Genomic DNA, 13,915 nt, shown 5'->3' on the forward strand with positions numbered 1-13,915 from the left:
ATATTTTAAAATATGTTATTATTAAAAAGATACATTAAGACCCAACACATATCTTTTGGGGATAGGGTAACTTAAACTAGCATTTCCAGAAAGACCGCTAACTGCAGGATCTACGCCAGAAAAATCTGTTATGGTCCAAAGGTTATCTCCGGCTAGATAAAAACTTGCCCTGGCTATACCCAACTTGCTCAACACATTTTCCGGTAATGCATATGACAAAGTAACATTAGACATTCTCAAATAACTTGCATCTTCTAAATACCTTGAAGAAGGTTTGTTAGAGTTTAAATTTCCACCTTCAACTGCCCTGGGATGTGTTGCATTATCACCCGGTTGTTCCCATCTGGACCAGTCGTCCATTAACACCTGCTGATTAAATGTTGGATAAAACCCATCAGAATCAAATAGTTCCCTTGAAGCATTATAAACTTCAGCTCCTTTTGAAAACGTAAAATTAGATCTTAACGATAGGTTTTTATAGGCGATACTGGTATTAAAACCACCTACATAATCAGGGGTAGAAGTACCCGTTAATTGTAATGTAGCTTCATTATAATCACTGGTTTCTGAACGTTCTCCAGTTTCAGGATCCACAACTTCCCAAAGCGGGTCGCCATTCTCCGGATTTACTCCTAGCCATTTTCTCATATACCAAGAATTAGAGTCTTCTCCAACTTTAAATATCTTACTTCCCCTTGGGATTTCCGTCTGCTCATCAAACAGCTCAGTAATCTCATTTTTATTGAACCCAATGTTAAAACCGATATTCCAGTTGAAATCATCATTTTGAATAATATCTGTAGATACCGCTGCTTCAAAACCAGAGTTTTTCAACCCTCCAACATTCTCCCAGAATCCTGTATATCCGGTAAGATCTGGTAAATCCACCCGATAAAGCAAGTCAGAAGTATTTTTGTTATAATATTCAAACGTTGCATTTACCCTGTTAAACAACCTTGTATCTATAGCGATATTGGTTTCATACGATTTTTCCCAGCCTAAATCAGGATTACCATATTGATCCAGGATAACAGCAGGAATACCATTGTATTGTGTTAGACCATAAGTGTTTTGATACGGATAAAGTGACGAAGGCCTGTTCCCTACCGAACCATAACTTACCCTAAGTTTTAATTCATTAAAGGCTTCGCTGGAGAAAAAGTTTTCATTGTGGATATTCCAACCGGCACCAACAGAAAAGAAAGTACCATACTGATTGTCCAAACCAAAGTTTGAAGCACCATCCCTTCTTACAGAAGCCCTAACAAAGTAACGATTACTAAAAGCGTAATCACCTAACAAGAAAAAAGATTGCAATGCATAATCATTTTTAAATCCGCTAATTTCCCCAACTTCACTTGTAACATTTAGAATTTCAGTTCCCGCAACAAGACCTTCTCCTGTAGCTCCAAAATCCTCATATTCATAATCATTATATTCATAACCTGCCGAAACAGACACCGAATGATCATCAAAATCATTGGCATAAGTAAGCATTTGTGTTGTTAGACGGGTTAGCCTTCTCGCTGAAAACTCGTTTATACTACCATTGGTTGCCCGACCTGATGTAGATCTTGGATCTGTATACGATTTCTGCCTGAAGTCATACAGGGTAAAGTTATTAGTAGAGCGGTAACGTAGATTGGGCACTATTTGATATTCAAAATCAAAATTAGCACTCATGTTAAAAGTTTTGTTGGATGTATAGTTCCATTGTAAATCATAAAAATAATTTCTCTGATCACGTCCTATCCAATCTTGTGATTCTTCCGCATTTACCGGATTTCCTTCTTCATCAAATGGCAAATCCCATGGTACATTAAGGTACAGCTCATATCTTGGGTGTTCTGCTATTTTATCTTTTCTATCAAAGCTAAACGATATCTTAGGCATTATTTTTAACTTATCGTTCATCTGATAATCTACATTGGTACGGAAAGTATATCGATCTAGTTCATTACCACGGATAGTTCCCGTTTCTTCATATGCACCGCCATTAACATAAAGGTTTAACTTCTCGGTTCCGGCAGTAAATGTCAGGTTGTGATCTTTAACAATCCCTGTTTGGGTACCACCCTCTACCCAGTTATAATCCCTTTGCAAAAGATCTTCCGAAAACCAAGGCTGTGAGTTCTCGAACTGGGTATGATAATCATAAAGTTGCTGTGAATCCATCACCTCAAAGTTTCCATTATTAAACTCATTTAGTGCCAGCTTGGTACTAAAAGTAATCTCACTTTTACCCAGCTTTGCTTTTTTGGTAGTAACAATAACTACTCCATTGGCACCTCTTGAACCATAAAGTGAAGTTGCAGAAGCATCTTTTAACACTGAAATAGACGCTACATCATTTGGGTTAATAATTGGTGTTGAGTGTTGAATAACACCATCTACCACCCATAAAGGCACTACATTCCCTCCTAAAGTCGAAGCTCCCCTGATAAGTATATCGGGAACGGCTCCCGGAGCTCCGCTCGAAGCAGACACCTGTACACCAGAAGCTTTACCCTGTAACATGGTAGACACATCCGGGGTAGTAACATCTGTTAACTCTTCTGCTTTTACACTTACCACAGAAGAAGTAACAGCTTCTCTTTTTTGAGTACCATATGCCACCACCACAACTTCATCCAATTCTGACGCAGATAGTGTCAACACCATATTAATCTCAGATTTTCCGGCTACTGAAACTTCTTCCTGTGTATAGCCTATATAGCTAAAAACCAACACAGCGTCTGAAGCAACATCAATAACATAGTTTCCGTCAAAATCTGTCACAACACCTTTAGTTGTATTCTTCGCCAATACATTTACTCCGGGTATTGGCGCCCCAGTTTCAGAGTCAGTCACCGTACCTTTCACATTTTGCTCTTGCGCAAACAAAAGTGAAAAATTCAAAAAAGCAACTAACATAAATAAGGTTTTCCTCATAAAAATAGATTTAATCTAGTTGTGCAATAATTAGTTTAACATATTAATCCATGTTATCGCAAAATAAAAAGTATTCGTAAATAATTTGTCTTCATATTATTTGCTAAATTATAAATATATTTTACAAATCCAAATAAAAGAAATATTTTTTCTTTCGTATTATTATTAATTATCTTCATTATTACTACAAATAATTGTTTTTATTTTAATTCATTAGAAAATCATTCTTAATTACAAATAACAAAACATAATGAAACATTTTTTATTTTCGATTTATTTGTTTTACCTTTGTTCGAAGGTTAGTTGTTTTCTTTATTAAAAACGGTTACCTTTTAATTATACACTTGAACAGAAGTATGAGCATAGAGACCAGCAAAAAAAATAGTTTACATACAGAGCGGGAAATTAAGGCACAGCCAAGATTATGGAAAGAGACCTATTCATTGTTAGTAAATCAACGAAAGGAAATAAGTCATTATCTTGCGCCCATCATAAAAAAAGAGGATCTCAGGATCATATTAGCCGGTGCAGGATCATCTGCATTTATTGGTGAATCTGCCCAGGGCATCATTCAAAAGCAAACCAATAGGATCACCCAACCTATATCTACTACGGATTTGGTGACACATCCGGAGTCCTATTTTTTAAAGAATACCCCTACCCTTTTTATATCTTTCGCTCGATCAGGGAGCAGTCCTGAAAGCATGGAAGCCGTTAGATTGGCAGACCAATACTGTGATGATATACACCATTTAATTATCACTTGTAATAAAGACGGTGAATTGGCCGATTATGCATCTCAAACCAAAAGCCCATGTTATAGCATAGTCCTTCCAGAGGAAACCAACGATAAGAGTTTAGCAATGACCAGCAGTTTTACCTGTATGCTGCTCACAACTATTCTTATTTCGGATATTGAAAATATTAAAGGGAAAGAAAAATATGTTGATGCTATCATCGATCAGGGAAAAACCATCATCAATTCCCAAGATATTTTTCAGGAGATTGTAAAAAATAATTTTGAAAGGGTTGTTTTTCTCGGATCAGGAGAAATGCTGGGTATTGCCAGGGAATGCCATTTAAAATTACAAGAACTCACAGACGGACAGGTTATATGCAAGCACGATTCATTTTTGGGATTCAGACACGGACCAAGAGCCGTAGTCAATGCCAATACCCTGATCGTTTATTTATTTTCAGATGACCCTCATGTTTTTAAATATGAAAAAGACCTTGCTGAAGATATCGCTAAAGACCTGCGAGAAATCAGATCTATTGCCGTTGGTAACATACCGGAAGTTCATCTCCCGAATTCAAACAAAATACTCATAGAAACAACGCATAATAATCCGCTTCAAGCAGTCCCAATAACCATTGTCGGACAGCTGCTCGGGTTGTATAAATCGTTGAACATGGGATTAGATCCAGACAACCCTTCTGTTTCAGGAGCAATCAATCGGGTGGTGCAAGGAGTAGTAATTTATAAGAGACAATAAAAAAAGTGCTGTAAATTGTAGGGTGAAAATTCAACTATCTCGGAGCAAGCCTTTCTGCCGACAAAGGCAGGCCTGCCTGACGGCATAGACAGGCGTCGGAGCTCCTGATAGATCGGGATTAAATCTCACTTAATGAGTAAAATTTAATATTATGCCACATCACGATTTACTTGTAGTTGGAGAATTGAATGTCGACCTCATTTTAAACGAGATCGAAGGCTTTCCTAAAATCGGCACTGAAATTTTGGCCGATCAAATGAACCTGGTCATGGGAAGTTCTTCAGCAATTATGGCTGCCAATAGCGCATCGATTGGTGTAAAAACTTCGTTCTGCGGACTTGTTGGTGATGACAATTTCGGAAAGCTTATTCTTGATGAATTATCAAAAAAACAAGTAAGCACCAAATACATACAAACAAGCCCTGATCATAAAACCGGTATCACCATCGTCATGAATTATGAGGAAGACCGGGCCAATGTTACTTATTGCGGAGCTATGGAAGCACTTAACGAGAACCATATTCCGTGGAATGAATTAGGTGATTTCAAACATTTTCATTTATCTAATTTCTTTATTCAGAAGGGTATTAGAAATGATATCACCAACATCTTTAAAAAAGCCAAAACACAAGGGGTAACCACTTCATTGGATTTACAATGGGATCCTGAAAACAAATGGGATTTTAATTACAAGGAATGTCTTCCACATGTCGATGTTTTTATGCCCAACGAAAGCGAATTACTTGCCTTAACCAAAGCATCGTCTATTGAAGAAGGTGTAAAACTTATCAGTCCGTATGCCAACACCATCGTTATAAAAATGGGAAGTAAAGGCAGTATGGCCTACCAAAACGGAGAAAAAACAACTGTTAAAGCCTTTAAGAATCCGGAATATGTGGACGCTATCGGTGCGGGTGATTCTTTTAATTCGGGCTTCATTCAAAAATATATTGAAAGAAAAAGCATAGAAAAATGCCTTAAACACGGCAATCTTATGGGCGCTTTAAACACCACTGCCGCAGGCGGAACAGCTGCATTTACAGACAGGGATAACATCAATGGAAAAGTAAAATCAATTTTTAATTCAGCATTATAAAAATGAAGCTTAAGGAAAAATTAGAATTATTCACAAAACAGAAACGAGGCCTTCTGGCGACCAATTTTTATAATCTGGAAACCTTGCACGGAGTGCTCAGGGCTGCTTCAGAGTTGAACGAACCTGTCATTTTACAACTCACACAAAGTTCTATAGACTATATGGGACTTGATTCTGCTGTAAAAATGGGTAGAGCCGGACTAGAACAGTTTGGTGTGGAAGGATGGATACACCTGGATCACGGCGGTTCGGTAGAATTGGTGCAAAAATGTCTTGATGCCGGTTTTGATTCTGTGATGATCGATGGCAGTGAGCTTCCCTTTGAAGAAAATATAAAAATAACCCGAGAAGTCGTAAAACGAGCCCAAAGTTATGGCGCTCATGTAGAGGCAGAACTCGGCTACGTTGCAAAATTGGGACAATCACACGGAAAACAAGGTTTTACCCAACCCGATGAAGCAAAAAGCTTTGTAGATGCCACTGGGGTTGATGCTTTAGCTGTCGCCATTGGAACTGCTCACGGGTTTTATAAAGAAAAACCTAATCTGGACATTCAACTACTGAAAGCCATCGCAAAAGTAGCCAATGCTACTCTGGTATTGCACGGAAGTTCCGGAGTACCTCACAGTCAAGTTCAAGAGGCGATTAGTAATGGTATTTGTAAAGTAAATCTCGCTACCGAGATCAAGAACATCTTTATGAATACTCTGAAAAACGAACTTACTGACAGTACAGAAATTGATCTAAGGAAAGTTTTTCCAAAAGCTACCTCCCAGGTTACAGACCTGGTAAAGACAAAATTATTAATGATAAAAAACGAATCTCATGCTAAAACACTTCATTGATGCACATGTACATTTGAACACGCGATCAGAAGCTAAGATGAAAATAGCCCAGAAATACAATGTGTCTTTTTTATCCATTAATACCGATATTCCTTTTTTTGACACATTGGAAGAACAGGAGCAGGTTGTTCACGATTTGTTAGCGAAATATCCAAACAGCACTAAATATATTACCAGTTTTGACACTCAGTATTGGAACACAGAAAAATGGCTTCCGCATGCTATGCAGCAAATAAAAAACGGATTAAAAAACGGCGCTGTAGGGGTGAAAATCTGGAAAAATATAGGGATGGATCAAAGTGTGGTCGATAAAAACGGCAACTTTGTAATGCTGGATGACCCTCGCTTCCACCCCATCTATGAATATCTTCAGGAGAATAACATTTTACTGATAGGTCATCAGGGAGAACCGAAGAATTGCTGGCTTCCCCTTGAAGAAATGACAGTGGATTCTGATAGGGATTACTTCTCAGAACATCCTGAATACCATATGTATAAAAATCCGAAATACCCGTCTTATGAAGAACAAATGCAAGCCAGGGATAATGTCTTGGAAAAATTTTCGAAGCTGAAATATGTCGGACTCCATTTGTTTAGTATGGAATGGAGTATCGATGAAGTTGCTAAGCGCTTGGACACCTATCCTAACACTATGACCGATCTGGCTGAAAGAATATGCCATGTGCAATTACAGGCAAAAGACGCACATCAAAAAGTGAAAGATTTCTTTATCAAATACCAAGACCGGATTATCTACGGAACCGATGTTATAGACGATGGCAGCATGACAGAAGAAGAGGTTGCCAATAAGTTTGAAAGGCTTTGGAAAAACCACTGGGATTTTTTTGCTACTGACAAAACACTTACTGCTCCGGAATTCAAAGGATCCTTTCAAGGGCTTTCCCTTCCGGAGGAAGTGCTTAAAAAAATATTTTATCAAAATGCAGTTAAAACATACCGTTATGAACAACAATAAAAGAAGAGATTTTTTAAAGTTAGGCTCCCTAGCCGGACTTGGACTGGCAAGTGCAAACCTTATTGCTTCCTGTAAAAACACCAATGGTAAGGAAGCTGTTTTAGCTACCGAAGTGACTTCATCAATACAAAATTTCAACATGTCGGGCTATCAGGCACCAAAACTGGAGACAGTTCGCATTGGTTTTATAGGTCTTGGCATGAGAGGCCCGGGAGCCGTAAAACGCATGAGTTATATCGATGGTGTAGAAATAAAAGGACTGTGCGACCTCAGACCAAAACAAGTTGAAAAAGCACAAAAAATATTGAAAAACACTTCGCATAATCCTGAAACATACTCAGGTGATGAAGAAGTATGGAAAAAAATGTGCGACAGGGATGATATCGACCTTATCTATATCGCCACCCCATGGGAATTACATACCTCTATGGCGGTTTATGCCATGGAGGCCGGAAAACACGTTGCTGTTGAAGTCCCTGCAGCCAAAACCATCGATGAATGCTGGCAATTGGTAGAGACATCAGAAAAGACCAAAAAGCATTGTATGATGCTTGAAAATTGTTGTTACGACTTTTTTGAGCTGCTTACTTTAAACATGGCACGACAAGGGTTTTTCGGAGAGATTGTACACGGAGAAGGTGCATATATCCACAATCTTGTTGATCTTAATTTCAATAAAGAAACCGGTTATGAAAGCATGTGGCGCTTAAAAGAAAATGCTACCCGAAACGGAAATCTATACCCTACACATGGTCTGGGGCCTATCTGTCAGATTATGGACATCAACCGCGGGGATCAAATGGATTACCTTACATCATTGTCCTCCAACGACTTCAATATGCACAATAGGGCTGTTGAATCAGCCGCTACGGACGATTTTTACAATCCGTATAAAGATGTGGCCTTCCGAGGAAATATGAACACCACCATGGTCAAGACCAAAAAAGGGAGAAGCATCATGATCCAACACGATGTGAGTTCTCCAAGACCTTATTCAAGAATACATTTGGTAAGTGGTTCTAAAGGAATGGCCAGAAAATGGCCTTCTCCCGCCAGAATTGCCAAAGGACACCAATGGATCAACGAGGAAGAGTTTAAAGAAATAGAAACAAAATACACCCCCGAAATCGTTAAAAAAGTCGGCGAATTGGCCAAAAAAGTTGGCGGTCACGGCGGCATGGACTTTATTATGGACTGGAGGTTGATCGATTGCTTGAGGAATGGCCTAGCTTTAGATCAAGATGTATATGACGCCGCACTGTGGAGTTCTATCGCACCGCTGAGTGAGCGTTCGGTAGCAAACAGAGCACAATCTGTTGATGTTCCTGACTTTACCCGTGGATCGTGGAAAACCAATGCTCCAATTGAATTAACACTTAAAGGAGCAGGTACTACCAACGTTATTTTCAACAAATAGTAGTTATTTAGTTGTTTTTATTAGCTAGTTTAAAGAAAATTGTGGCTTTTTTTTAAATATTTACATTTCTAATTTTATTTGTTACATTTACACTATACAGCAAAAATTCAGGATCCCTCAACTGAAAAAGTATATTTTTTCACATAAACCTATAAAATGACTGGTATAAAAAAAACTGTTCAACGCAGATCATTAATTCTACAGAAACTGGATGAAAACGGCCAAGTCAATGTTAATGAATTAAGTGATTTATTGGGGGTGAGTGAAGTCACTATCAGGAATGACCTTGATAAGCTTGAAAAAAACAACTTGCTTATCAGAGCTCATGGAGGTGCTTTCAAAACAAACAATTTAGCATTGACCGTTACCGAAAAGAAAAAAATCAATCTCGACATCAAACGTGCCATCGGAAAAAAAGCAGCTTCGTTTATCAATGAAGATGATAGTATCATCCTTGATTCAGGAACAACTACTTTTGAAATTTCAAACAACCTAAGCTCGTATAAAAGGCTTACGGTTATCAGTAATGCTCTGGATATCATAAACAATTTGGCTCACTTTGACAACCTTGAAGTTTTTATGCCCGGAGGATATCTCAAAGAGTTTTCCATGTCTATGGTTGGCCCTATGGCTGAAAGGAATTTCAAACAATTGTATTGTAATAAATTGTTTTTAGGTGTTGATGGTATTAAACCCAATACAGGGGTCTTTACACACTATATGGAAGAGGCTTACCTCAACCAGATCATGATCGATATTGCCGAAGAAGTAATCGTTGTTTCTGATTCATCAAAATTCAAAAAGACAGGTTTTGCCTTTATCAGCAACTTTGATAAAATCCACAAACTCGTCACAGACGACAAGATTGATCCGTCTGACCGTGAAATGCTTGAAAAAAATAATGTGGAAGTGATTATTGCCTAAAAAACGACTTCCATTAGTCTTGTCTCACCGTTTCCACAATTTGCTCTTCCTCGGTAATATAATTGGAAAGATTGATCGCAGTTTCAACAAGTGCCAAATGTGAATATGCCTGTGGGAAGTTCCCCAAAAGGCGTTTGGTTTTAAAATCTATGTCTTCACTGAACAGCCCTAAGTGATTACTATACGACAACAATTTCTCAAAAAGTTCAATTGCTTTTTTATGCTCTCCTATCTTATTAAGGGCATTGATATACCAAAAAGTACAAATTGTAAAAGATGACGACGGCAAGCCAAAATCATCTTTGTTTTTATATCGATACAACAAACCGTCGTTGCTCAATTCCTTTTCAACAGCTTTTACCGTGCTTATATATTTCGGGTCACGGGCATCGATAAATCCGTAAGTTTCCATAAGCAAAACTGAAGCATCCATGTCATTAGAGCCATAGGATTGCGTGAAAGCCCCCACTTCTTCATTCCAGGAGTTTTTATAAATATCTTTCCTGATCTCATTTTCCAAGCATTCCCACTTGTCGATCTTACGGTCTTTGTTCAACATTTTGGCTACACGCAAAGCCCTATCGACCGCTACCCAACACAAAATCTTTGAAAATGTGAAATGCTTTTCCTCCGTCCTGAATTCCCATATGCCTTTATCGGGTTCCCTCCAGTGTTTGTTCACTACCCAAACGATGCCCTTGGTGATCGTCCACAGATCTTCACTATTTTCAATTTCAATACTGAATTTTATAAACTGCTCATAAATAACATCCATCAATATTCCGTAGATATCATTCTGACGTTGTTCATAAGCAGCATTTCCTATTCTTACAGGTTTGGAGCCTTCATAACCATTTAGGTAATCCAAGGTTTTTTCTGTCAATATTTTTTCCTTGTTGATCCCATACATGATCTGCAATTTCTCATCCTTATCCGGGATCAGATCAATAATAAATTTCAAATAGCGCTTTGCCATGTTTTTATGCCCCAGCTCAGAAACCACTTTTATAACCATGGACGCATCGCGAATCCAACAGAAACGGTAATCCCAATTCCTCACTTCCCCAATGGTTTCCGGCAGGGAAGTCGTAGCCGCTGCCAAAACCGCTCCGGATTTATCATAACTTAGCATTTTTAAGGTCAGGGCACTACGCGAAATTTCTTTGTTGTATTTTTTATAAGTAGGTGTTCTGTCTGCCCAATTCAGCCAATAAACCTTTGTCCTGTTGAGCTCCAGAAAGGCTTTATTAACAGTGGGTACAAATATTTTTTCATTATAACCTACCAAAAAATATCCATCATCGGTAACTTCAATCTCCTCTCCACTGACTACCTTTTCTTTATCAAAACTGGTATAAAGAAACAAGGTATCAAACCTTTCCTTATCGGTAAGACTCACAATGAAGTCATCTTTTACATAAATATTGGTTGTCCCTAAAGCGTATTCCAATTTAGGCTTATAATCCACCCTGAATTTTGGTTTTCCACTTTTGTATTCTATGTAACGAATGATATCCGGAGGCGCATTATATCCTCCGGTTTCATTATAATAACGCGGCATAAAATCGTTTATCAAAAAAGCATCCGTTCCGTTGGAAAATTCCGTGACCAGAATGTTAGTATTTCTAAAATATGTTTGAGTTATTTTATATGTATGATCGACCGTAAAGCCGAAATGGCCTCCTTTTTCGTCATCCAAGATCTTGGCAAATACAGAAGAAGAATCAAATTCCGGAAGGCAGCACCAATCAAGAGACCCCGTTTTTGAAATTAAAGCTGCACTTCTACAATTACCTATGATTCCGTATTCCAAATTCTCCATTAATTATTTTTTTTAATGTAAAAAACCTAATAATTCCTTAAATTAACGAAAATCTTATTTGTTAACCAAGATCGCATTATGAAATGAGGATAAATAAATTTCATCATTGCATTCTTGTCAAAAAAACGGAATCTTTTCTGAGGATTTCTATGAAAACTTAAAATACATGAGCAGAACAATAATTGTTTCCAACCGATTGCCATTACAAGTAAAATTGAATAACAACGAATTGGAGGTTGTCCCCAGTGTGGGCGGACTTGCCACCGGTATGAAGTCTGTGCACAAAGAAGGTGATGGCATCTGGATAGGTTGGTCAGGACTTACTGAGGAAGAATTGGACGCATCACTGGCAAAAAAAGTGGACAAGGCCATTGCCAAAGAGAATTGTGCTTCGGTAAACCTAACGGAAAATGACATCCAAAACTTCTATTACGGCTTGAGTAACAGGGCCCTTTGGCCCTTATTCCATTATTTTATAGAATATACCGAGTTTGAACGGGAATTTTGGGAATCCTATAAAGAGGTGAACCAAAAATTTGCCGACGTTGTTATCGATCATCTGGAAGACGGCGATCAAGTGTGGGTACACGATTATCAATTGTTGCTGCTACCACAAATGATCAAAGACAAAAAACCCAGTACTTCTGTTGGTTTCTTCCTTCATATCCCCTTCCCTTCCTATGAGATTTTCAGGATCTTTCCCTGGCGTGAAGAACTGCTCACAGGTATGTTGGGTGCAGACCTTCTCGGTTTTCACACTTACGACTACGAACGGCATTTTTTGAGTTCGATAAAACGTATTTTAAGACTCGATGTCAAATTTAACGAAATCACCTATCACGATAGAATTGTAAAAGTAGATTCTTTCCCGATGGGAATCGACTATAAGAAATTCCACAATGCAGCATCCAACCATACAAAACAGAGTTCTAAAGAACGATCGGAGCTCCAAAAAAGACTGGACGACCATATTCAGGCTTCAGAAGACACAAAACTCATTCTCTCTATAGATCGATTGGATTATACCAAGGGAATCCCCAATCGCATTCGCGCCTTTGAACATTTCCTGAATAAATATCCGCAGTTTAAAGAAAAAGTACGGCTGATCATGCTTGCGGTTCCTTCCCGCTCCAATGTTCCGCAATACCAATTACTGAAAAAGGAAACCGACGAACTCGTAGGTCGTGTTAACGGACAGCTCGCAACAGTTAGCTGGACCCCCATTTGGTATTTCTACCGCTCCATGCCTTTCGACAACCTCATCGATCTCTACACTTCGGCAGATATCGCATTGATAACCCCTGTCAGGGACGGGATGAATTTGGTAGCCAAAGAATATGTCGCTACACGTACCGACAAAAGCGGAGTGTTGATTCTTAGTGAAATGGCCGGAGCTTCTAAGGAAATGAACGAAGCCATTATGATCAACCCCAATAATTTTGATCAAATAGCAGACGCGATCAAACAGGCTTTGGAAATGCCTTTGGAAGAACAAATAGCGAGAAATACCATCCTTCAAGAACGTTTGGAACGCTACAGTGTGGAAAAATGGGCCCATGAATTCATGAAATCCCTGGAAGCTACCAAAAATATTGGAGAGGTGATTGTTTCTACTAAATTAAATGATCAATTATACAACAAAATAATCGGGGACCATAAAAATGCGGAAAGCAGCTTGATCCTCTTGGATTATGACGGAACACTCAAAGGTTTCCACGACAATCCGAAACAAGCCAGTCCCGATACAACCCTTTTGGAACTACTCGATAAACTGAACAATAAAAAGAATACCGATGTGGTCATCATCAGCGGACGCGATAAAGAGACTTTTGAAAAATGGTTTGGAAACAAGAATTACAACCTCATTACCGATCATGGAGTGTGGTTAAAAAAATCTGATAAAGACTGGGAAGCATTAGAAAGATTAAAAAACGATTGGATGGAGAACATTCGTCCCATTCTTGAAACCTTTGTAGACCGCACACCCGGAACATTTATAGAAGAAAAAAAATATTCCCTTGCTTGGCACTATCGCAAAGCCGACCCCGAATTGGCACAGATAAGGACTATTGAACTGAATACTGTGCTCACCAGTTTGATTTCCAACAACGACCTTAGCGTATTGAAAGGCAATAAAGTAATCGAAATCAAAAGCAGTAGTGTAAACAAAGGAAGAGCCGCTTCCCGATTGCTTTCTACTAAAAACTACGACTTTGTCTTTACTATAGGCGACGACTGGACCGATGAATATATGTTTGAGGAAGTCCCCGAAGACGCCTATACGGTAAAAGTTGGATTTAAAAAGACCAAAGCCCGGTATTATGTAAAAGACACCAATGAAGTAAGGACGTTGCTTCAAAAATTTGTGGATGCGTAGCTGTTTTTCATATCTTTAATCTTTAATCAAT

9 protein-coding genes are annotated in these 13,915 nt (G+C 38.5%); 7 read left to right on the forward strand and 2 right to left on the reverse strand.

What is annotated here, in order from left to right:
- Positions 1-21: 21 nt before the first annotated feature.
- Positions 22-2,931, reverse strand: coding sequence for a SusC/RagA family TonB-linked outer membrane protein (locus OOZ15_RS04730; RefSeq protein ID WP_265954723.1), 2,910 nt, complete (start codon positions 2,929-2,931; stop codon positions 22-24).
- Positions 2,932-3,287: 356 nt separating this feature from the next.
- Here OOZ15_RS04730 and OOZ15_RS04735 point away from each other — a divergent pair, with 356 nt between their 5' ends.
- The 6 genes from OOZ15_RS04735 (at position 3,288) to agaR (ending at position 9,685) form a co-directional block, all read left to right on the forward strand.
- Complete coding sequence (locus tag OOZ15_RS04735) at positions 3,288-4,427, forward strand: SIS domain-containing protein (RefSeq protein WP_265954725.1); 1,140 nt, start codon at positions 3,288-3,290, stop codon at positions 4,425-4,427.
- Positions 4,428-4,578: 151 nt separating this feature from the next.
- Entirely contained in the window at positions 4,579-5,523 is a 945-nt protein-coding gene (locus OOZ15_RS04740) for a carbohydrate kinase family protein (protein WP_265954726.1), read from the forward strand.
- 2 nt (positions 5,524-5,525) lie between these two features.
- On the forward strand, positions 5,526-6,368 hold the full coding sequence (locus tag OOZ15_RS04745) for a class II fructose-bisphosphate aldolase (RefSeq protein ID WP_265954728.1): 843 nt from the start codon (positions 5,526-5,528) through the stop codon (positions 6,366-6,368).
- Positions 6,349-7,344 (forward strand): amidohydrolase family protein, encoded by a 996-nt coding sequence (locus tag OOZ15_RS04750; RefSeq protein WP_265954730.1) that lies wholly within the window; start codon positions 6,349-6,351, stop codon positions 7,342-7,344. Before OOZ15_RS04745 ends, OOZ15_RS04750 begins: the two co-directional genes overlap by 20 nt.
- Complete coding sequence (locus OOZ15_RS04755) at positions 7,331-8,761, forward strand: Gfo/Idh/MocA family protein (RefSeq protein WP_265954732.1); 1,431 nt, start codon at positions 7,331-7,333, stop codon at positions 8,759-8,761. Before OOZ15_RS04750 ends, OOZ15_RS04755 begins: the two co-directional genes overlap by 14 nt.
- Positions 8,762-8,917: 156 nt before the next feature.
- On the forward strand, positions 8,918-9,685 hold the full coding sequence (gene agaR / locus OOZ15_RS04760) for a transcriptional repressor AgaR (protein WP_265954734.1): 768 nt from the start codon (positions 8,918-8,920) through the stop codon (positions 9,683-9,685).
- A 13-nt stretch (positions 9,686-9,698) separates the two neighbouring features.
- Here agaR and OOZ15_RS04765 read toward each other — a convergent pair whose 3' ends face one another.
- Positions 9,699-11,507: a glycoside hydrolase family 15 protein gene (locus OOZ15_RS04765; RefSeq protein ID WP_265954736.1), complete on the reverse strand. Its 1,809-nt coding sequence runs from the start codon at positions 11,505-11,507 to the stop codon at positions 9,699-9,701.
- A 166-nt stretch (positions 11,508-11,673) separates the two neighbouring features.
- On the opposite strand from OOZ15_RS04765, the gene OOZ15_RS04770 reads away from it, so the two are divergent.
- Complete coding sequence (locus OOZ15_RS04770) at positions 11,674-13,884, forward strand: bifunctional alpha,alpha-trehalose-phosphate synthase (UDP-forming)/trehalose-phosphatase (RefSeq protein ID WP_265954737.1); 2,211 nt, start codon at positions 11,674-11,676, stop codon at positions 13,882-13,884.
- Positions 13,885-13,915 lie beyond the last annotated feature (31 nt).

The organism is Galbibacter kalidii (genome assembly GCF_026241135.1).
Lineage (GTDB): Bacteria > Bacteroidota > Bacteroidia > Flavobacteriales > Flavobacteriaceae > Galbibacter.

What these genes read in the sequence shown, in the direction of transcription:
- OOZ15_RS04765 (WP_265954736.1), bottom strand. Translation starts at nt 11,507, where the DNA reads ATGGAGAATTTGGAATACGGAATCATAGGTAATTGTAGAAGTGCAGCT.
- OOZ15_RS04755 (WP_265954732.1), top strand. Translation starts at nt 7,331, where the DNA reads ATGAACAACAATAAAAGAAGAGATTTTTTAAAGTTAGGCTCCCTAGCC.
- OOZ15_RS04730 (WP_265954723.1), bottom strand. Translation starts at nt 2,931, where the DNA reads ATGAGGAAAACCTTATTTATGTTAGTTGCTTTTTTGAATTTTTCACTT.
- OOZ15_RS04750 (WP_265954730.1), top strand. Translation starts at nt 6,349, where the DNA reads ATGCTAAAACACTTCATTGATGCACATGTACATTTGAACACGCGATCA.
- agaR (WP_265954734.1), top strand. Translation starts at nt 8,918, where the DNA reads ATGACTGGTATAAAAAAAACTGTTCAACGCAGATCATTAATTCTACAG.
- OOZ15_RS04740 (WP_265954726.1), top strand. Translation starts at nt 4,579, where the DNA reads ATGCCACATCACGATTTACTTGTAGTTGGAGAATTGAATGTCGACCTC.
- OOZ15_RS04745 (WP_265954728.1), top strand. Translation starts at nt 5,526, where the DNA reads ATGAAGCTTAAGGAAAAATTAGAATTATTCACAAAACAGAAACGAGGC.
- OOZ15_RS04735 (WP_265954725.1), top strand. Translation starts at nt 3,288, where the DNA reads ATGAGCATAGAGACCAGCAAAAAAAATAGTTTACATACAGAGCGGGAA.
- OOZ15_RS04770 (WP_265954737.1), top strand. Translation starts at nt 11,674, where the DNA reads ATGAGCAGAACAATAATTGTTTCCAACCGATTGCCATTACAAGTAAAA.